Origin of the sequence: Caldifermentibacillus hisashii, assembly GCF_039654145.1 — a bacterium.
Lineage (GTDB): Bacteria > Bacillota > Bacilli > Bacillales > Caldibacillaceae > Caldifermentibacillus > Caldifermentibacillus hisashii.
The window spans coordinates 1,676,543-1,697,242 of sequence record NZ_CP155467.1 but is presented as its reverse complement, the minus strand read 5'-3'; the positions used below and the strand labels follow the sequence as shown (position 1 = coordinate 1,697,242).

Sequence of the window (20,700 nt, the reverse complement as noted above, 5' to 3'; positions counted from 1 at the left end):
TTGTAAAATAAAGAATCAGTGGAGAATATAACCCCACTGATTAAAATGTAATTTTATAAGGTGAAACTTCCATCAGTGTTACCACTGATGATTAGTGAATCAATCGGAGCTTTAAGGGCAGTTCTTCCCCCACCTATCTACTTTGAAACCTCAGAATTTTGAAGTGGGGGTCTTACTGCCCCTTACTCCCCTTAAGTTGGGACAAAAGTTTGTCCAGCTCTTCCTGCAATTGATCCACTGGGATTTCCAATGTTTCCCCGGTCTTCCTTATTTTCAATTCCACGATTCCTTCATTAATTTTTTTACCGACAACAATTCGGACCGGAATACCAAATAAATCACTATCGGCAAATTTTACACCAGCGCGTTCATGACGATCATCTAATAAGACTTCGTATCTTTGTTTTTTCAATGTTTCGTAAATCATATTTCCTTGTTTCCACTGAGTTTCATCTTTCGTATTGACAATGATTACATGCACATGATAAGGTGCAATGGACATCGGCCAAACAAGCCCTTTCTCATCAGCCATTTGTTCCGCGACAGCCGTAATTAATCGGGAAATTCCAATACCGTAACAGCCCATGATCATTGTTTGTGAGCGGCCGTTTTCATCTAAAAATACAGCATTCATTGCTTCACTATAACGGGTACCAAGCTTAAAGACATGACCGACTTCAATCCCTTTTGCAAAAACAATTTTTCCTTTCCCATCCGGTGAAGGGTCTCCCTCTTTGATAAAACGTAGATCCGCATATTGTTCCACGGTAAAATCACGGTCAGGATTGACATTCACGTAATGTTGCTCTGCCTCATTTGCCCCGCAAACACCATTGACCACATATTTCACAGCATGATCGGCAATTATTTTTACATGATTTACACCAACCGGACCAATATTGCCAATTTTACAGCCGAACACTTCTTCTGTTTGTTCCGGGCTGGCAAGTTCAACAATCGAGGCGTTGAGCAAGTTTTTCACTTTTACATCATTGACTTCATGATCGCCGCGAACGAGAACGAGAACATTTTCTCCATCAACATTAAATAAGAGTGATTTAATCGTATCTTCAGGTGAAATTTGCAGAAAGTTCACCACTTCTTCAATGGTTTTGTGTTCACCGGTATTTACTTTTTGGAGATCCTTCAGTGTCTCATCCCTTTTTTCGTATTGCGTAACAACTTCTGCCATTTCAATATTCGCTGCATAATCTGATGCATCGGAATAGGCAATCGTATCCTCGCCAATTTCCGATAGAACCATAAATTCATGGGTATCCTTACCGCCGATTGAGCCGGAGTCAGCAATAACCGCTCGGAAATTGAGCCCTAATCGTGTAAAAATATTCGTATATGCTTGAACCATTTTTTCATACGTTTCATCAAGACTTTCTTTGCTTGTATGAAAGGAATAGGCATCTTTCATGACAAATTCACGACCCCGTAATAAACCGTAGCGGGGACGTTTTTCATCCCGAAATTTAGTCTGAATTTGAAATAAAGTTAATGGTAAACGTTTATAGGATTTTATTTCATCACGAATCAGACTTGTTATCACCTCTTCATGGGTCGGTCCAAGTGCAAACGGACGATCATGACGATCATTCATCCTCATTAAATCCGGTCCATAGGAAAACCATCTGCCGGATTCTTGCCATAACTCAGCCGGTTGAAGAGCAGGCATTAACAATTCCACAGCACCAATTTGTTCCATTTCTTCACGTACAATGTTTTCTATTTTTTGTAAGACTTTTTTTCCTAACGGTAAATACGAGTATATACCACTGGCTACTTGACGAATAAATCCCGCCCGTAACAATAATTGATGACTTTTTATTTCAGCATCGGCCGGCAGTTCTCTTAAAGTTGGTATAAATGTGTTACTTTGCTTCATCTCTTGCACCCCAATAATCAAATTTCTATTTTATATTAAAGAAAAAATCTTCGAATATCATTCCATGTAACAACAATCATCAATAACATTAATAAAGCAAAACCGATAAAGTGGACGAAACCTTCTTTGTTTTTATCGATCGGTTTCCCTCGTAATGCTTCGATTCCAAAAAACAATAATCTTCCTCCGTCAAGTGCCGGTATTGGTAATAAGTTCATGATACCGAGGTTAATGCTTAATAGCGCACCCCAGCGGAATAAATTAAATATACCGGATTGGGCGACAGCTTCAGTCGAGGCATAAATCCCGACCGGTCCCGAGAAAGCATCAATGGTAAAACCGCCCGTTACTAAATCGCCAAGAATGATAAAAATCTGTTTCGTCCAAAACCAAGTTTCCGTAAAACCGTAGACAAAGGCTTGACCAAAAGATTTATTCATCGGCTGATAAACACCAATTTTCCCTTCCCCCTCTATATTTTGCGGGGTTACTTGGATGTCCATCAGTTTGTCATCTCTCTCGATGTGGAAAGTGAGCGGATCCCCTGGATTCTCCTGAATAATTTCAACAATATCTAGCCAAGTTGAAACTTCCGCATCATCAATAGAATGGACAATATCTCCTTGTTTCAGGCCGGCTTTCATTGCAGAACCATCCTTAGTAATTCCCCCCAACATTGGCTCATTTGATGGCACACCTTGAATGAAACCAAGTAAAATAAACACAACGATTGCTAAAATAAAATTAAACAACGGACCGGCAAAAATGGTTAATGTCCTGGCCAATAACGATTTAGAAGAAAATTGACGGTCTATTGGAGCTATTTGTGATTCGATGCCGTTTTCAACTAAGACCGCTTTTTCATCAATTTTATAGGATTTAATCCTTTCTTCTTCCTCTTCTTCAAAACCGGTGATAAATAAATCTTTTTCGATATCAGCTTGTTCAATTTCAATAATTCGAGCATCCGGGTATTTTTCTTTCCGATTGATAATAATTTTTTTTACAACCTCATTTTTATCTAAAATTAAACCGACCCGCAAACCCGGTTTCAATTCAATAAGTTCCGGATCTTCCCCTGCCATTCTGACATATCCGCCTAAGGGCAGTAACCGGATCGTATAGGTTGTTTCATTCTTATTGAAAGCCAATATTTTTGGTCCAAAACCGATCGCAAACTCACGACACAAAATTCCCGAACGCTTTGCAAATATAAAATGACCTAGCTCATGAAAAAACACTAAAGCGCCAAACAATAAAATAAAAGCTAGTACGGTCGAAAGTGTACTCACTTATCATACCACCTTTGTTATAGAAAAATTTTTTATGTACGTGTTCAAAAAGAAAGAATTGCAATCAGTGAGAAAACACTATCCTTAAAGCGGTTGAAAAACAAAAACTTTTTCCGTGACTTTTTGAACAACGCCTTTAATGAAAACGACTGACCAGATGTTTCGTAACGATCTCCCTTGTTTCCTGATCAACGGAAAGAATTGTATCTAAATCGGGATTTGCTGTCGGAACATGATTTTCCAGCGCCCATTCAATTACATCTTCTATTTCAAGAAACTTTATTTTTCCGTTCAGAAAAGCCTGAACACAAACCTCGTTCGCTGCGTTTAATACAACCGGTAAGGTACCGCCCCTCCTGCCTGCTTCATATGCGAAACGAAGACAACGATATCGATTAAAATCCATTTTTTGAAAATGTAGTGTCCCCAATTCGGTCAAATCCAAACGAGCTGCATTAGTCGGTGTTCGTTCCGGATAAGTTAACGCGTATTGTATCGGGATTCGCATATCAGGTGAACCCAGTTGGGCAATGATACTACCATCATGAAACTCCACCATCGAATGTACTGTACTTTCTCGATGGAGAAGTACATCAATTTTATCATAGGGTTGATCGAATAACCAATGGGCTTCAATCACTTCCAATCCTTTATTCATCATCGTGGCTGAATCGATCGTAATTTTTGCGCCCATCGACCAGTTTGGATGATGTAAGGCTTCTTCAATGGTCACATCCAATAATTGTTCTCTTGTGTTGTCCCGAAAACTTCCGCCTGATGCAGTAATAATTAATCTTTCAATATTTTTCTGTCGTTCTCCTTGTAAACACTGGAAAATAGCCGAGTGCTCACTATCTACAGGTAAAACGGGAACTTTCCGATCACGTGCCCGCGCCATCACAATATGCCCGGCAGTTACTAATGTTTCCTTATTCGCAAGGGCAATGGTTTTCCCTGCCTCTATCGCATTCAAAGTCGGAACTAATCCAACACTGCCTAAAATGGCATTGACGAATAGATTTGCATCAGGATGAACAGCCACGTCAATTAAGCCTTCATCACCAGATAAAATTTTACTGATACCCGCAAATTCCCGTTGTAATATCGCTGCATCCGCTTGATTTTGAACAGAAACAAGTTTGGGGTGGAATTCATTGATAATTTCCCTGGTTAATTCCAAATTTTTACCAACTGCAATGGCAACAAGTTCAAACTGATCTCGATTGGACCGAATAATATCTATTGTTTGTGTTCCGATTGATCCTGTTGCACCTAATAAACTAATTCCTTTCAAACAAATTCACCTCGAAATCATACCTTTTATAAAAAAATACGTAAGCGGTCGCCCCTACTCTCACCTATCTTCCTCACTTGTGCATATCGTGTCGGGCTTACAAGACATACCCGTATGGTCGGGATTATAAGAAAAATGACCCTACATTATAACATTCGCAATAAAATGAGCAGTGGCATAACAAACAACCAGCTATCAACCCTGTCGAGCATACCGCCGTGACCCGGTAATATTGTTCCGGAGTCCTTAACATGGTAGTACCGTTTTAAAGCGGATTCCACCAAATCACCACATTGACCGAAAATAGATAATATTACTGTAACAATCATCAGTTCAAACAATTGGAATTCTAGGTTAATATCCGTAAAGAAGTAAAAAAGAAGCGCAACGATGATCGCAGTAATGATCCCGCCAATTGATCCTTCTACCGTTTTGTTCGGGCTAATATGTGGGGCTAATTTTCTTTTTCCTAATGCCCGACCGACAAAATAGGCTCCCGAGTCGGTGGCCCATATTAAAAACAATGCAAAGAAAATAAACAAAACCCCAACAGCTCTCGTTTCTATTATATAATAGAAGCCGATTCCTATATATAAGACGGATAACAGACAATAACCAATATGTTCAAAAGAAAACGTATTTTTACTAATGAATGAATAACATAAAAAGATAAGAACACCCAAAAAGAAAAGAGCGGTTTTTCCTTCCAAACCTATTCGCTGAACAAAATTCAAATAATTAATTGGTAAAAGAAATATCCATAAAAGGAACAGCGACAAAATACCAGGAACTGTCATCAAGTTGATTTTTTTCATGCGAAGAATTTCAAATAAACATATTGAAGCCATAATATATATTAATATAACAAACGGAATACCGCCAATAAATACAATTGGTAAAAAGATTAGTGCTGCGATGATAGCTGTAATAATTCTTTGAGTCATTTATAAACCTCACCTTTATATTCCGCCAAAACGACGTGAACGTTTTTGATATTGTTCAATAGCATCTAAAAAATGTCCCTCATCAAAATCCGGCCATAAACAATCTGTGAACCATAATTCCGTATAAGCTGATTGCCATAACATAAAATTACTTAACCGAATTTCTCCGCTTGTCCGAATCAATAAGTCGGGGTCAGCTAAGTCTTTTGTCATTAAATATTGCGAAAAAATATCTTCATTTATATCTCTTTCATTGATATTTCCACATTTAATATCTTTGACAATATTTTTGATTGCCATAATGATTTCGGAACGACTTCCATAATTTAGCGCAAAATTCAGCAATAATCCATTGTTGTTTTTTGTTCTTTCTATCGCTTTTTCTACCACCAGTAATGTATGACTCGGAATTTTTTCTTTCTCACCGATTACTTGAACTTTCACATTATTATCGATTAGTTCAGGTAAATAAATATCCAAAAACTCGGCAGGTAATTTCATCAGATAATCCACTTCCGACTTTGGCCTTTTCCAATTTTCCGTAGAGAAAGCAAATAAGGTCAATGTTTGAATACCAATATTATTTGCTAAAATGGCTATTTTTCGTACGACCTTCATCCCTTCATGGTGCCCGGCAATTCTAGGTAAAGCACGACTTTTTGCCCATCTGCCATTTCCATCCATAATAATTGCTACATGATCGGGTACAGCTTGACTTTTCACCAATTCCATCCGTTCCTTTATACTTTCCGGTATGGAACTTTGTTTATTAAAAAGTTTTTTATAAAACATATTTCATCCTCCAATTTTCGTCAGCAGAAGAATTCAAACTTGCGTGCGATTTTCCTTTTGTGGTTATACGTTTTTAGTATATATAAATTTTCTAAAGGTCCTATTTACGTTGATTATTCCTGATTATGCTCATATGTATTTTATAACTTCTTATATCATACCAAAACAAAAGAAAAATCGCTCACAAATTTTATCATTAATCATTCAAGTTAACATTCTAACAACGAAAATTTACGCTCAAAATGCAATATTTTGTTGTTTGAATCTCGGTCTATCCAATCCATACAAGAATCCTCTAAAACTTTATTAGCGGTCAATAGTGCCTGACTCCATCTTTAAAAAATGAAAGGAACAAAACTTGTCCGATCTTGGAAAAGTTGATTTGTTTTTATGCTTAATTAATTATAAAGGAAAAGAGATAAAGAAAAAACCCCGAAAGCAGGGGTTTTTTGAAAATTAAATATTAAACGAAAGGAAGCTTATACTTCTAAAATTTCTTTTTCTTTCTCTTTCGTAATCTGATCAATTTTGGCGATAAATTCATCCGTTAATTTTTGCACATCATCGGTATAACCTCTCAGGTCATCTTCCGTCAATTCACCATTTTTTTCTAACTTTTTCAAATCATCATTTGCATCACGACGAATATTACGAATAGCAACTTTCGCTTCCTCTGACTCCTTTTTCACCAGTTTCACCAGTTCTTTCCGACGTTCTTCTGTCAGAGGAGGGATTGCAATCCGAATAACGGATCCGTCACTCGTTGGATTCAAACCTAAGTCTGATTTCATAATTGCTTTTTCAACATCACTGACAATCGATTTGTCATAAGGTTGAATCATAAGCAATCTCGCTTCCGGTGTGGAGATAGATGCCAATTGATTGATTGGCGTTGGAACTCCGTAATATTCAACGGCGATCTTATCCAACAATGAGGCACTTGCTCGCCCGGCACGAATTGAAGCGAGTTCCCGGGTATAAGCTTGTACGGCTTTTGTCATACGTTCTTTAGCATCGGCCATTACTTGTTTTGCCACGTTTATTTCCCCCTTACTATCGTTCCAATATTTTCACCAAGGACAACTTTCCTAATATTACCTTCTTCCATAATTGAGAATACAATAAGTGGAATATCATTGTCCATACATAGGGATGAGGCTGTCGAATCCATAACTTGTAATCCGTTCTTAATGACATCTAAATAGGAAAGCTGTGCATATTTTTTTGCACTTTTATCCTTTAAAGGATCAGCAGAATACACACCATCCACATTATTTTTAGCCATTAAAATAACTTCTGCTTCAATTTCTGCTGCCCGTAAAGCGGCCGTTGTATCGGTTGAAAAATATGGATTTCCGGTACCTCCAGCAAAAATAACTACCCGTTTTTTTTCGAGATGACGAATCGCTCTGCGACGAATATATGGTTCAGCTACTTGCCGCATCTCGATTGATGTTTGTACCCGCGTTTCAATACCGAGTTGTTCCAGACTGTCTTGTAATGCCAAGGAATTCATGACTGTTGCAAGCATTCCCATATAATCTGCGGTTGCACGATCCATACCCATTTCACTGCCGATTTTTCCGCGCCAAATATTACCGCCCCCGACAACAACTGCTACTTCTACACCCATTTGGGCAACTTCTTTTACTTGGGTAGCAATTGATTTAATTACTTTTGGGTTGATTCCGAAACCTGTGTCACCGGCTAATGCCTCACCACTTAACTTTAGGACGATACGCTTATATTTTGGATTTTCCATAAAAAACCCCCGATATGTATAATTTCTTGTCTGTAAAAAGGTTGACTTGTGTAGAAGAATAAGCATTGAAAGCCTCTCACAGGTCAACCTTATGACATGATTATTTTTTCACTTGATTCATAACTTCTTCTGCAAAGTTTTCTTGGCGTTTTTCTAATCCTTCACCGACTTCATAACGAATAAATTCTCTTATTGTGGCATTTTTGGATTTTACATATTGACTAACTTTTTCATCCGGATTTTTTACAAACGGTTGTTCTAACAGGCAAATTTCTTCATAAAATTTATTTAGACGGCCAATGACCATTTTTTCAACGATGTTTTCCGGTTTCCCTTCATTTAATGCTTGTTGTTTCAGTACTTCTTTTTCGCGTTCAACTTCATCTGTAGGTACTTGTTCACGGCTGACATATTTTGGATTTAACGCTGCTGCGTGCATTGCCACATCTTTCGCTACTGCTTCATCTGTCGTTCCTTCTAGTACGGTAAGCACAGAAATGCGGCCGCCTAAATGTTGGTAAGCGCCAAATGCATCTTCTGCACCTTTTGTAAGAACGGCAAAACGACGTAAAGTAATTTTTTCACCGATTTTTGCAATGGCGGAATTGATATGTTCATTTAAAGTTGCACCGTTTTCCATCTTTTGTTCAAGTGCTTCTTCGACGGTTTGCGGTTTTTTGGCTAATAAATGTGCAGCAATTTCTTTTACTAGCGTTAAGAATTGTTCGTTTTTAGCAACAAAATCCGTTTCCGCATTTACTTCTAAAATAACGGCATTATTACCCTCAGTCAAAATGTAAGTAATCCCTTCAGCAGCAATGCGGTCGGCTTTTTTCGCAGCTTTTGCAATTCCTTTTTCACGAAGAAGATCAATGGCTTTTTCCATATCACCATCCGTTTCAGTCAAAGCTTTTTTGCAATCCATCATTCCTGCACCAGTTTTTTCACGTAACTCTTTTACCATCTGTGCTGTAATAGCCATGTACCTTTCCTCCTAAATATCTTCATTTGTTATGTACAATAATAGTATTCATCAGATTTATTATTTTCTATGATTGTTTCGAAAAAAAGGTGATAAGGGCTTTCCCTCTTATCACCTTCATCCCTTTACTCAGCAGCAGGTTCAACTTCTACAACTGCTTCTTCTTCACCTTGTCTTGCTTCCATAATTGCATCAGCCATTTTACCGGTTAATAATTTCACGGCACGAATCGCATCATCGTTTGCCGGAATCACATAATCAATTTCATCCGGATCGCAGTTTGTATCAACAATACCGACAATCGGAATGTTTAATTTACGTGCTTCTTGAACTGCAATGCGTTCTTTGCGTGGATCAATGACAAATAATGCATCAGGCAATTCTTTCATATCTTTAATTCCACCAAGGAACTTTTCCAATTTTTCTTGTTCTTTTTTCAATTGGCCTACTTCTTTTTTCGGCAGTACGTCAAAAGTACCGTCTTCAGCCATTCTTTCAAGATCTTTCAAACGTTGAATTCGTTTTTGGATCGTTTCAAAGTTCGTTAATGTACCACCTAACCAGCGATGGTTGACATAGTACATCCCAACACGTTCGGCTTCTTCTTTTACTGATTCTTGGGCTTGTTTCTTCGTCCCGACAAACAAAATTTTCCCGCCGTCAGCCGCAACTTCTTTAATAAAGTTGTATGCTTCTTCAACTTTTTTCACCGTTTTTTGCAGGTCAATGATATAAATACCGTTTCGCTCTTGGAAAATGTATTTTTTCATTTTCGGGTTCCAACGGCGCGTTTGGTGTCCAAAATGTACACCGGCTTCAAGCAATTGCTTCATTGAAAGTACTGACATAAAAATTTTCCTCCTAAATGGTTTTCTTTTCCTCCGTTCACTTCTTCTTTAAACAGGACTGTCATGTCATTAGACTTTGACAAACAGCACCTCTGCTTAAATCCATGAACGTGTGTATTCACACCAGTAAATAATATAACATAACCGTTAATGACAATCAAGTTATTATAAAAAAAAGGACTCGACTTTGGAATCCTTTCATTTCTTTTTCTTTATTGCTTTTTAATTAAAAAAATCCGGAGAAAACTTAATTAACAGTTCAATTTCTGTTTTTCCTTTATGTAAAGTTTTGGCTATTTCATCAATCGAATATCCGGCATTCAATAGTTGTTTTATTTTGTGCAGGTCTGAATCAGCTGCTGATTGCGCCTCGAATGGATCTTCCTTGCGAACATTTGTTTCCTTTTCGGGTATATCCGTTGTTTGCTTTACCGCTTTTTGATATTCTTTGATTCCTGCAAATAGTGGCGGTGACACAGGATGAACTTGATAATCCGTTCCATATTCAACTGTATCTTTACCGTTTCGTTCGATATTTAAATTTACAGGCTCAATCGTTTCATTCTTATTATCAGAGGATTGCAGCTGTTTTATTTTGTTAATAAATGCCTCATTTTCTTCCTTCATTTCAATTATAAATGCAGAAACACTTGCTTCCAACTCATCATTTAATTGTTTATATCTCTTTTCAATATGAAAAAGCCGGTTTTGACGGATATATAATATGATTACAGCGAATAATGCTGATAATGATATGATGAGTGTAAGAACAATTAAGTAGACCATTTCTTACTCCTTACCCAAGATAATCGATATGATGTCCTTTAAAAGGATGTTGAACTTGTTCTTGAGAATGATGATCAATCTCTTTTAATTGTGTAGGTGGAAGGTCATGATCCCGACCGAACGTATCGTCTTTCCACTCTGTTAAATATGCTTCTTCATTTTCAGAAACCGTTTTTCGCTTCTTTTCAGCTTCTTTTTGAACCGCTACATGTGCTTGCAAATTCATGAGCAGTGCCCGATTATTCCATTCACTTTGCGATTTTCCCGCATCTTGAGTCCTCGGTAAGGCAATTTGCATTTCAACAGCTTTCAAACTCATAGAAACCGCCTGCCTTTATTTGCATCGTTTATATTACGTATTTAAGTATGCTTTTAACTTTTGAATGGATTTCGTATGAATTTGTGAGATTCTTGATGTAGAAAGTTCCAGTATTTGACCGATTTCAGTAAATGTTAATTCTTCTTTATAAAATAAGTTTAACACAAGTTGCTCATTCTGTGATAATTTTTCGATAGCCTTCTTTAACTCATTAATTTTTTCTGCAAATAATAAGCTTTCTTCAGGTGTCTTCACTTTTTCGTCACGAATAACAAAGGATTGGGTCTCTTTCTCGTCACCCTTTTGATTCGTGTGGTCATCGATAGAGAGGATGTTGGAATAAAAATTGTCACCTAACAACGAATGCACTTCTTCCACTGACAATTCCGACTCTTTGGAAATTTCTTCGGGAGTAACATTGCGTAAATATTTTTGTTCCAACCTAGCAATGGTAGTTTCTAACTTTTTCATTTTTTCCCGTGTTTTTCGTGGTAACCAATCTTCTTTTCTTAATCCATCCAAAATAGCGCCACGAATCCGAAATGTTGCATACGTCTCAAATTTTAATTCCCGGCCGGGATCATACTTTTGCATTGCTTCAAACAAACCGGAAAATCCTAAACTTATTAATTCGTCCTTCATGACTGATTTTGGAACATTTTTATATATTTTTTCCACGATTAGGTGAACCAGTGGTGTATATTTTTCAATAAGTTGATTTCCTATTTTCTCATCACGATGCTTCAACCATTGATAAAATAGAGAATCTTCTGCCATACTCTCTTTTGTTTGGTCGTTTTGATCAGACTTAACTGTATAAGGCAAAATGACCCCCTCCTTTAATACATTCGCTGTGAAATCAATTGTTTTAGCCTTCATAAATTGAAAGGAAACAAAACAATGAATCATCATATTTCTTTACTCGGTTGATTTACCGTTCTGACCATTAATTTCCCTGATTCGGGGGAAAATTCAATCGTTCTTCCACTAGAGCCACCGACATCTTCTGCAACAAGTGGAATAGAAAATTTCTTTAGCTCTTGTTTTACTGCATCGACATTTCTTGGACCGATCCGCATGATGTCAGTTTTTGTCATAAATTTAAACATTTCTGCACCACCGGCAATTTTCGCTTTCAATTGCTGTCTATTTGCCCCTTCTTTTTCCAACAGCTGAATAAGACATTCGACGGCAGTATCCGCATATTTGGCTTTATGAATGGTTTCCCCTCTGGCCAAAGAAGAATCAGGAAGCATAATATGAGCTAATCCGGCAATTTTTTTCTGCAAGTCAAATAAAACAACACCGACACAAGAACCAAGACCAGATGTTCGAATTGTATTTGGCGCAGTAGCAATTTTCATATCGGCGATTCCGACTTTAATAACGATGGATTCTTGTATCATTCCATGTCAACCCCAAGTTTCTTAAAAAGTTTTACAAATGAATCGGGATCAGGTAGTAAGAAAAAATGGCCTTTATAAAGGTCAGATTCATTCATTGTGTCCGGGTCTTTTATTTCAGTATCGATGACAATTGCAAAATCACTTACCTGGGATATTTCAATCAGTCCATAGCTGATAATGGCGCCAAACATATCAATTCCTACTGCAGGAACCGATGGAACGATATGCATTTGCAAAAAATCGGAAAGAGCAGATAAATAAGAACCGGCCAAGATGTTCCCCATTTCCTGAAATGCGGATAAAGCGAGTTCAGGAACGGACGGCTCATCAAAAGAAAAATCCGACATTCCCGTCAACTGCTGAATAAATATCGTCGCTTGTTTAATCGGCAATAAAAAGAACATATTTCCTGTTAAGTCCCCATCAATTTGTAGAAAAACGGCTGCCACAACCATATCCGCTCCGCCAACCAGTTCCATCATTTCTTCAAATGATACAACCTGAACACTGGGTACATTCATTTCGATTTTTTTATTTAGTAAGCCGGAAAGAGCGGTGGCAGCATTTCCGGCTCCAATATTACCGATTTCTTTCAAAATATCTAATTGAAAGGAATTTAAGAAATTATTATTCAACACGCATCACTCAATCCTCTTGAAAATTTAATATTTTTTCCAGTTTTAACAAGATGAGCAGTCGATCCTGAATTTTTACAACACCGGCGATATAATTTTGCCTTTCCGTGCCGATTACGTCAGGTTGAGATTCAATGGTATCCATATCAATATTCATCACATCATTTGCTTCATCGACAATAAGACCGACCTCTTTATCTGCCATAGAAACAATGATGATTCTCGTATTTTGATTATATTCAGCCGTTTCTACTTGAAAACGGGTCCTTAAGTCGATGATGGGGATAATCACCCCACGTAAATTAATGACCCCTTTAATATAGTCTGGTACATGAGGGACTCTTGTAAAATATTGCATTTTTTCAATTGAAACAACATGTTGCACATCTAAAGCATACTCTTTTTGATTTAAGGAAAAAACGACAACTTTTTGTTCCTTTGCTTCTTTTTGAACAGGCATGACATTCTCTTCCTTTCCAATTAGATCAACTGCTGGATTTAACGAATAAGAAACACTTTGACAATCTCGATTTCAACGGTAAAGAATTATTTAATTAATGCATTGCAGTCAATAATCAATGCGACTTGTCCATCTCCTAAAATGGTTGCACCGGAGATGGCAAAGACATTTGTTAAGTAGTTTCCTAACGATTTTAATACGATTTCCTCTTGTCCGATAAAAGAACCAACAACCAAACCCGCCAACTTGTCCCCTTTGCGAATGATCACAGTTGAAATATAATCATTTCCTTCGATAACTTGAGGAACTTGAAATATCTCTTGTAAAGATAAAATCGGTACAACCCTGCCCCGGAAATCAATAACCGGTTGCTCATGGGCATAGTAAATTTCCGATTTTTTAAAAATGGCTGTTTCAATTATGGATGTCAACGGAATGGCATATTTTTCTCTTTGAACTTCCACCAACATAACGGAAATGATCGATAATGTCAGCGGTAATTGAATTAAAAAGGTTGTCCCGACATTTTCCTCCGAATGGACAGATATCGTGCCGCCTAATGATTCAATTGTGTTTTTTACGACATCGAGACCAACGCCGCGACCGGAAATATCAGAAATTTTATCGGCTGTAGAAAAACCGGATGTTAAAATCAAATTAAAAATTTCTTTGTCGGTCAATTGATTCATTTGTTCTTCCGTAATAATTCCCTTTTCAACCGCTTTTCGTGCCACTTTTTCGCGATTAATTCCTGCACCGTCATCGGTAATTTCGATGAAGACATGGTTACCGCTATGATATGCCTTCAATTGGATAGTACCCTCTTCCGGTTTTCCTTTTCGTAACCGTTCTTCAGGCATTTCAATCCCATGATCGACTGAATTTCTTAGTAAGTGGACTAAAGGATCACCAATTTCATCAATAACGGTACGGTCTAATTCAGTCTCTTGTCCGATAATTTGTAAATGAATCTTTTTCCCTAATTCCCGGGACAGGCTGCGAACCATTTTCGGAAAGCGATTAAAAACAGCTTCCACAGGCACCATTCGCATTGTTAAAACAACTGATTGAAGATCATTTGTCACACGGGACATCTTTTCAACAGTTTCACTTAATTCTTGATGATTTAGTTCTTTCGCAATCTGGTCAAGCCTTCCGCGATCAATGACTAACTCCTCAAAAAGATTCATTAGCGCATCCAACCGCTCAATATTTACACGGATCGTCTTATTTGATAATGTAATTTTTTTATCGGTTGTTTTCTTAGCAGAGGAAGCTTCTTTTTTCTTTTGTCCTTCGACATTTTGTGAAACATTTTTTTGTTCGTCTGAACTGTCTTCATTGTTAACTTTCTTTAAATCAGAAATTTTCAGTGGTACCACAGTTACTTTTTCAATTTCAGATACTTTCATGACTTTTTTCTCTATATCTTCAATTGAATCATGCGTAACAATCGTAACAACAAACTCATTATCAAATTGCTCTTCTTCTAACTGTTCAACGTTCGGCACGGATTTAATAATGTCCCCAATTTTTTCCAAAACATCAAAAACCATGTATACTCTCGCAGCCTTTAATAAACAGTCAGGGCGGATAAATACGGAAACTTCATAAACCTTGTAACCTTGCTCATTCGCCTGTTCCAATACCGTTATTTCAAATTGGTCATAATTCAAATTGGTTTTTGAAATATTTGCTTGATCGATTTCAGCAGTTTGTGTTGTGTCCGATTGGTTTACTATCTTTCCGGATTCAATCATCTTTAATTTATTGATTGCATCCGACACATCTTCCTTGCCTTCACCGCCGGCAGCAATTGAGTTTACCATGCTTTCTAAATGGTCGATGGCCATAAAAATAATATCCAATAATTCTGAGGAAAATTTATATTTACCGTTTCTGACCCCATCAAGAACATTTTCCATTTGATGAGTCAAATTTGCCATATCTTCAAAGCCCATTGTTGCTGACATTCCTTTCAACGTATGAGCTGAACGGAAAACTTCATTAATAAGTTCCAAATTGTCCGGATCATTTTCGAGCTTCAGAAGGTTCTCATTACAACTTTGAATATGTTCCCTGCTTTCTTCGATAAAGACTTCTAAATATTGGCTCATTTCCATAACACTCATCCCTCATTAATAATTTTTGTAATTTGGTCGGCAATCTTTTCCAAATCAGTAACACAATCAATGTACCCGGAATTTATCGCAGATTTTGGCATTCCAAATATGATTGCAGTCTTTTCGGATTCGGCAATGGCGTAAATGTTCTTTGATTGCTTTAACTGTTTTAAGCCTTCTGTTCCATCCGAACCCATTCCCGTCATGATAACGGCTAATTTGTGATATTCTTGAAGTTGACTGGCTGATGAAAACAATTTATCAACGCTTGGGCGGTGTCCCTTAAGCGGTGGTTCCGTGCTAAGTTCTGTGACAAGAGTTTTCCCTACTTTTCTGATGATTAGATGCATTCCCCCGGGAGCGATATAAGCAACACCATTTTGTATAATTTCACCGTTTTCCGCTTCCTTGACGTGAATCTCACTAATCGCATCCAACCGTTCTGCCAAAGATCTTGTAAATCCTTTAGGCATGTGTTGAACAACAAGAATCGGAGCTTGTAAATTTCCGGGTAAACGGGTTAATACTTTTTCAAGTGCCCTTGGTCCACCGGTTGATGTACCAATTAAAACAAGTTTTTTTCCCTGCCGATACGAATTTGTTTTAAGTACAGAACATTGTTTCCAATTATCATCAATGGTCGTTAGTGGTTTTGGTTCAATTGGGTCTGCCTGGATTAGCTGTTTTAAATTCACACGCTTTGTTTCTAAAATTCTATTAATCAATTCATCTTTCACTTTATATAAATCAAGAGAGATGGATCCACTAGGTTTTGCAATAAAATCAAAGGCACCATATTGCATGGCCAGAATCGTATTTTTTGCTCCTTCTGTCGTTGTACTTGAAACCATAATAACCGGCAAGGGGGATTCACTCATGATTTTTTTTAATGCATCAATCCCGTCCATCACAGGCATCTCAACATCTAGTGTAACAACATCGGGATTCAATCTTTTAATTTTATCCAATGCATCTAATCCATTTCTGGCTGTTCCAATAACTTGGATTCTCTTATTATTTGACAATAAATCTTTAATAAGCGCACGCATAAATGCAGAATCATCAACAACCAATACTTTGATCGGATTCATCATATAATAACCTACTTTCTTAATAAGAAATGTTGTAACCTTTCAATAAAATGATCCTCTTTCTGCGTTTGCTCCAAACTATCATTTTTCATCAAATAGTTTTTCGTTACTATCCTCATTTGCTTGGCTGCATTTGATTTCGGTTTGAACAAAAGAAAAGGAATCTGATTCTTTACAGCCGAAATAATCGTAGAATCTTCAGGTAAGAATCCAAGAATTTCACAATCCTTTTGAAGAAATGAATTCATGACCGTTTGCAAGCGTTGCATAACTATACTGTTTTCCTTCTCATTTTTCATTCGGTTTCCCAGTAGGTAAAATTTTGCTTTCGGTACTTGTAAATGAATGATTTTCATAGCGGAATAAGCATCCAAAATCGATGTAGGTTCCGGTGTAACAACAACGATAATCGTTTCGATGCCGGAGAGCAACCGGACAAGTTCATCATTCATCCCGGCACCAATATCAAAAATTACATAATTATAATCATATAAAACATGTTTCAATTCCTGCAGCAGGTGTTCAACTCGATCCCTTTCAAGTTTGAACGCAGAGTTCAGACCGGTGCCACCGGCAATATAATGGATATCATAGTTTTTTTGAATAATATCATCTAATGAATATTCTTCTGTTAGAAAATGAGCAATGGTTTTTTCTGCCGTTTTGCCCAGGAGAAGATCAATATTCCCCATACCTACATCTAAATCAAATAATAGCACTTTTTTCCTATATTTTGATAGAGAAATAGAAAAGTTTAATGCAAAATTCGACTTTCCGACCCCTCCTTTACCACTGATAACGGCAATCGTTTTTGCACTTTTCCCTTCTAACTGTCGCTTTATCCGAGCACGCAATTTTTCTGCTTGATCAGTCATTCTTTGTCTCTCCAACAATTTGATTAATAATAGTATGTTGCGTAGCAACAATGATATCGTCCGGTACATCCTGACCTGTTGTAATAAAGGCAATTGGTTTATGATATTTATAAGAAAGATTAAGCAAAGAACCACAGCAACTTGTTTCATCCAACTTTGTAAAAATAAGTTTATCAATCGGTATGTTAGAAAATTGCTGATAAATCATTTCTAAATCTTCCTCTTTCGCAGTTAAGGAAAAGACTAAATATGTCTCCATTTCTGTATGAAAATCAATGGTCTTTTTTAGATCTTCAATATGCTTTTTATTACGGAAATTTCTCCCCGCTGTATCTATGAAAACATGATCAAAAGCGGTAAATTTTTCAACTGCTTGTTTAAAATCATTTAAGTTGTAGCAAACTTCAATTGGGACATTCAAAATTTTTGCATAGGTTTTTAATTGTTCAACTGCAGCAATTCGGTAAGTGTCTGTTGTGATAAAGGCTACTTTTTTCTTTTGCTCAATCGCTTTTATTGAAGCTATTTTCGCTAAAGTTGTTGTTTTCCCTACACCTGTAGGACCAATTAAGGCAATATATTTTTTTTGAAGTGCAGCGCCAAATTCCAGCGGCTTTATATACTCCACCAGAGATTGAACAATAAAATCATATGCGTTATCTTTATCCACCTGTTCCTTTTTACTGTAATAATGCTCATATATATCTTCCGTTAATTGTTGCAAGATCATCTCACTAATGTTTTGACTGAGCAATTTTTGATAAATTTCCCTATACGGGGACGGGATATGAACACTCGATGAATGCCCCTGACTCGTTATTTGCTTAATCAATTGTTTTACATCGTGGATTTCTTTTAAAATCATTTCTTTGTTTTCCCCCGTTTTATTTTGGACAGGTTGCGGTGATTGCAGATCTTTTTGCTTCATTTCACTGTTCGTTTCCACCCTGGAAAAATCGATTTTCTCTATTTGAGATGGTTGGACCATATCATTATCCAGTGCGGCAATCACTTCGATATTTTTTTTGCGAAATAACCCGAAAAACCCACCTGTGTAAATAATTTTTGAATTTAATATGACAGCCTCTTTTCCAAGATCTTTACGGATTTTTTTCATTGCTTCCGGCATGTTCGGAGCTATGTATTTTTTTACTTTCAACTGATATTCACCACGCCTACACTTTGGATTTCAATATTTGCATCTAATTCGTTATAGGATAGAATCGGTACTTGCGGAAAATATCTTTCTGTTAATTCTCGAACGTACATCCGGATAGCCGGTGAACAAAGAATAATCGGAGTTTGATTATACAATTGCATTTGTTCAATTTGCTTTCGAATATTTTCAAGAATAGCTTGCGAAGTTGACGGATCCAAAGCCAAATAATTACCATGTTCTGTTTGTTGGACATGATCAGCAATCAATTTTTCAACCTGACCACTTAACGTAATCACCTTTAGCAGATTATTGTCTTGAATATATTGGTTTGTTATTTGCTTGGCCAATGCTTGCCGCACGTATTCAGCTAAAATATCAGGATCTGTTGTCACTTTACAAAAATCAGCCAATGTTTCAAAAATGACCGGTAAATTTCGAATGGACACACGCTCTTTTAACAATTTTGCTAATACTTTTTGAATATCACCAACAGATAAAGGATTTGGTGTAACTTCCTCAACAAGAATCGGATAATTTTCTTGTAGATGATCGATTAATTGTTTTGTTTCTTGTCTTCCCAAAAGCTCATGAGCATAATTTCTTAGCACTTCTGTTAAATGCGTACTAATCACAGACGGTGGATCAACGACCGTATAACCGGCCATTTCCGCATTTGTTTTCATATCTTCTGTAATCCATTTTGCCGGGATACCGAAAGCCGGTTCAACGGTATCAATTCCTGTAATTTTCGGATCATCAACTCCGGAACTAATTGCTAAATAGTGTTCCAGATAGATTTCACCTTTTCCGACTTCATTACCTTTAATTTTGATTCGGTATTCATTCGGAGCAAGTTGAATATTATCGCGAATGCGGACAACCGGAATAACAAGACCAAGTTCCAATGCTAATTGTCTTCGAATCATGACGACCCGGTCCAATAGGTCCCCGCCTTGATTCGTGTCAGCAAGCGGGATTAGTCCATAACCGAATTCGAACTCTATCGGGTCAATCGTTAATAAATTGACAATGTTTTCCGGTTTCTTCATATCATCTGTTGCAACTTGTTCTTCTGACTCAACTAATTCCATTTTTTCACGATTTCCTACATTTGATAATCGGTATCCGCCGATAATCAGCATACCGCCAATTGGTAATGTGACAAAATTCTGGATTGGCGTAAATAACCCGAGTATAACAATGGTTCCACCGGCGACATACAACATTTTCGGATAGGCAAATAATTGAGCGATGACATCGGAACCTAAATTTTCTTCAGACGCAGCTCTTGTTACAATGATTGCCGTTGCTGTAGAAATTAATAACGCCGGCAACTGGCTGACAATCCCGTCACCTACAGTCAAAAGTGAATAATGGGATGAAGCCTCTCCAAACGGCATTCCATTTTGAACCATTCCAATAATAATCCCAAAAATAAGGTTAATAAAGACAATGATAATCCCGGCAATGGCATCACCTTTGACAAACTTACTTGCCCCATCCATTGCCCCGTAAAAATCCGCCTCACGTGAAACCTTTTCTCTTCGTTTTCGGGCTTCCTGTTCGGAAATCATCCCGGCATTTAAATCAGCATCAATGGCCATTTGTTTCCCGGGCATCGCATCTAATGTAAACCGAGCAGCTACTTCTGCCACCCGTTCAGCACCCTTGGTAATGACGAGAAAATTTATAATAACGAGAATGAAAAAAACAACAAGACCAACTAAGACATTTCCACCGACGACAAAGGTTCCAAATGTTTCAACAACACCCCCGGCATCACCTTTTGAAAGAATTGAACGTGTTGTGGAAACATTTAAACCAAGTCGAAACAAAGTTAATATCAATAAGAGAGAAGGAAAAATTGAAAAATCCAGCGCCTCTCGCATGTTCATCGTCACTAAAAGAACAAGCAAAGCCAAGGAAATATTCACGATAATTAAAAAGCTCAGCATTCCCGGCGGCAATGGAATAATAAGCATTACAATAATAAGTATGACACCAAAAACAACGGATAAATCTTTTAGTTTCATTCCTT

Annotated in this window: 20 protein-coding genes; all 20 read right to left on the bottom strand. The window is 37.3% G+C overall.

Annotated elements, in window-relative coordinates:
• Positions 1–172: 172 nt before the first annotated feature.
• The 20 genes from NSQ14_RS08050 to flhA all read right to left on the bottom strand — a co-directional run bounded on the left by NSQ14_RS08050 (position 173) and on the right by flhA (position 20,695).
• The gene (locus NSQ14_RS08050; RefSeq protein ID WP_034769821.1) at positions 173–1,894 is read right to left on the bottom strand and encodes a proline--tRNA ligase; all 1,722 of its coding nucleotides are present in this window, start codon (positions 1,892–1,894) and stop codon (positions 173–175) included.
• A gap of 35 nt (positions 1,895–1,929) precedes the next feature.
• Entirely contained in the window at positions 1,930–3,186 is a 1,257-nt protein-coding gene (gene rseP, locus NSQ14_RS08045) for an RIP metalloprotease RseP (RefSeq protein ID WP_034769820.1), read from the bottom strand.
• A gap of 136 nt (positions 3,187–3,322) precedes the next feature.
• Complete coding sequence (gene dxr / locus NSQ14_RS08040; RefSeq protein WP_034769818.1) at positions 3,323–4,480, bottom strand: 1-deoxy-D-xylulose-5-phosphate reductoisomerase; 1,158 nt, start codon at positions 4,478–4,480, stop codon at positions 3,323–3,325.
• A 146-nt stretch (positions 4,481–4,626) separates the two neighbouring features.
• On the bottom strand, positions 4,627–5,424 hold the full coding sequence (locus NSQ14_RS08035) for a phosphatidate cytidylyltransferase (protein ID WP_034769817.1): 798 nt from the start codon (positions 5,422–5,424) through the stop codon (positions 4,627–4,629).
• Between the two features lie 15 nt (positions 5,425–5,439).
• Positions 5,440–6,216, bottom strand: a complete 777-nt coding sequence (locus NSQ14_RS08030; RefSeq protein ID WP_034769815.1) for an isoprenyl transferase — start codon at positions 6,214–6,216, stop codon at positions 5,440–5,442.
• A 479-nt stretch (positions 6,217–6,695) separates the two neighbouring features.
• A complete protein-coding gene (gene frr / locus NSQ14_RS08025) occupies positions 6,696–7,253 on the bottom strand; it encodes a ribosome recycling factor (protein ID WP_034769814.1) in 558 nt (185 codons plus the stop codon).
• Positions 7,254–7,255: 2 nt separating this feature from the next.
• Complete coding sequence (gene pyrH, locus NSQ14_RS08020) at positions 7,256–7,978, bottom strand: UMP kinase (RefSeq protein ID WP_034769812.1); 723 nt, start codon at positions 7,976–7,978, stop codon at positions 7,256–7,258.
• Between the two features lie 100 nt (positions 7,979–8,078).
• The gene (tsf, locus tag NSQ14_RS08015) at positions 8,079–8,960 is read right to left on the bottom strand and encodes a translation elongation factor Ts (protein ID WP_041848564.1); all 882 of its coding nucleotides are present in this window, start codon (positions 8,958–8,960) and stop codon (positions 8,079–8,081) included.
• A 125-nt stretch (positions 8,961–9,085) separates the two neighbouring features.
• A complete protein-coding gene (gene rpsB / locus NSQ14_RS08010; protein ID WP_034769810.1) occupies positions 9,086–9,808 on the bottom strand; it encodes a 30S ribosomal protein S2 in 723 nt (240 codons plus the stop codon).
• A gap of 222 nt (positions 9,809–10,030) precedes the next feature.
• Complete coding sequence (locus NSQ14_RS08005) at positions 10,031–10,594, bottom strand: DUF6115 domain-containing protein (RefSeq protein WP_041846590.1); 564 nt, start codon at positions 10,592–10,594, stop codon at positions 10,031–10,033.
• A gap of 10 nt (positions 10,595–10,604) precedes the next feature.
• Positions 10,605–10,913 carry a hypothetical protein gene (locus NSQ14_RS08000; protein WP_041846591.1) on the bottom strand — a complete coding sequence of 103 codons (309 nt, stop codon included), beginning with the start codon at positions 10,911–10,913 and terminating at the stop codon, positions 10,605–10,607.
• 33 nt (positions 10,914–10,946) lie between these two features.
• Complete coding sequence (locus NSQ14_RS07995; protein WP_346217070.1) at positions 10,947–11,738, bottom strand: FliA/WhiG family RNA polymerase sigma factor; 792 nt, start codon at positions 11,736–11,738, stop codon at positions 10,947–10,949.
• A gap of 83 nt (positions 11,739–11,821) precedes the next feature.
• Positions 11,822–12,319, bottom strand: coding sequence for a chemotaxis protein CheD (locus NSQ14_RS07990; RefSeq protein ID WP_244810276.1), 498 nt, complete (start codon positions 12,317–12,319; stop codon positions 11,822–11,824).
• Entirely contained in the window at positions 12,316–12,954 is a 639-nt protein-coding gene (locus NSQ14_RS07985; protein WP_255812366.1) for a chemotaxis protein CheC, read from the bottom strand. Before NSQ14_RS07985 ends, NSQ14_RS07990 begins: the two co-directional genes overlap by 4 nt.
• A gap of 10 nt (positions 12,955–12,964) precedes the next feature.
• Positions 12,965–13,414, bottom strand: coding sequence for a chemotaxis protein CheW (locus NSQ14_RS07980; protein ID WP_346217069.1), 450 nt, complete (start codon positions 13,412–13,414; stop codon positions 12,965–12,967).
• An 86-nt stretch (positions 13,415–13,500) separates the two neighbouring features.
• Entirely contained in the window at positions 13,501–15,537 is a 2,037-nt protein-coding gene (locus tag NSQ14_RS07975) for a chemotaxis protein CheA (protein WP_346217068.1), read from the bottom strand.
• 5 nt (positions 15,538–15,542) lie between these two features.
• Positions 15,543–16,628: a protein-glutamate methylesterase/protein-glutamine glutaminase gene (locus NSQ14_RS07970; protein ID WP_034769801.1), complete on the bottom strand. Its 1,086-nt coding sequence runs from the start codon at positions 16,626–16,628 to the stop codon at positions 15,543–15,545.
• A gap of 11 nt (positions 16,629–16,639) precedes the next feature.
• The gene (locus tag NSQ14_RS07965) at positions 16,640–17,503 is read right to left on the bottom strand and encodes a MinD/ParA family protein (protein ID WP_034769800.1); all 864 of its coding nucleotides are present in this window, start codon (positions 17,501–17,503) and stop codon (positions 16,640–16,642) included.
• The gene (gene flhF / locus NSQ14_RS07960) at positions 17,496–18,662 is read right to left on the bottom strand and encodes a flagellar biosynthesis protein FlhF (protein WP_346217067.1); all 1,167 of its coding nucleotides are present in this window, start codon (positions 18,660–18,662) and stop codon (positions 17,496–17,498) included. Before flhF ends, NSQ14_RS07965 begins: the two co-directional genes overlap by 8 nt.
• Positions 18,659–20,695: a flagellar biosynthesis protein FlhA gene (gene flhA, locus NSQ14_RS07955; protein WP_346217066.1), complete on the bottom strand. Its 2,037-nt coding sequence runs from the start codon at positions 20,693–20,695 to the stop codon at positions 18,659–18,661. Before flhA ends, flhF begins: the two co-directional genes overlap by 4 nt.
• Between the last annotated feature and the right edge of the window lie 5 nt (positions 20,696–20,700).